Origin of the sequence: Mycobacterium sp. 1245801.1, from assembly GCF_001673055.1 — a bacterium.
GTDB classification, from domain to species: domain Bacteria; phylum Actinomycetota; class Actinomycetes; order Mycobacteriales; family Mycobacteriaceae; genus Mycobacterium; species Mycobacterium europaeum_A.
In genome coordinates, this window is sequence record NZ_LZKY01000048.1 from 1 (window position 1) to 675 (window position 675).

The window sequence follows — 675 nt, forward strand, 5'->3', positions numbered from 1 at the left end:
ACCGTCCGGGGTGATCGCGAACAGGTCGCTAGCGCGGCCGCTGGCGCCACCCGGGGCGAACTGTGCGGCGACCCGCTCGCGCTCCATCTCGTTCAGCCGCTCACGCGCCCGCTCGTCGAATCCAGCGATGATGCGCCGCTCGTCGTCGGTGATCGTCCACGAGCCCTCACTAATCGACCACAGCGGGTCGCCGCACAGTTCGCCCCGGGTGGCGCCAGCGGCCGCGCTAGCGACCTGTTCGCGATCACCCCGGACGGTGAGCGTATCGAGCCGGACGCCGACGGGGTGCTGCGCTGCCAGCCCGAGGACCGGGTGGTCATGCTGGTGCCGGGCGGCAACGCCGGCGCGGCGGTAGCCCTGGCGGACAGGCGCGGCAGCGGCGGCGGCATCGACGCCGTTATGGCCGCGGCGCTGAATTGGCAAGCGCGGACGGTGTGCGTCGAGGCGCCGCAGGTCCTCTATTACCGCGCCTACGGCCGCACCGGCGTGGTCCACTCGCCGTTCCGTGCGGAAGGGCGCGGCGAGAGTTTGGGACCAGTTAGGGGACCAGTTGACGATTCTGTCTGTGACGAGAACGTGACATGATGCAGGTTATGCGTGGTGCGCCGTCAGGGTTTCGAACCCCGGACCCGCTGATTAAGAGTCAGCATCCGTTGTATGATATGCTGGCGTTTG

At 68.7% G+C, this 675-nt stretch carries 1 protein-coding gene; it reads right to left on the reverse strand.

Going from position 1 to position 675, the window contains the following annotated elements:
- A partial coding sequence (locus A5622_RS02840; RefSeq protein WP_156752817.1) for a hypothetical protein occupies positions 1 to 423 on the reverse strand: 423 nt, incomplete at its 3' end.
- Positions 424 to 675: the final 252 nt, after the last annotated feature.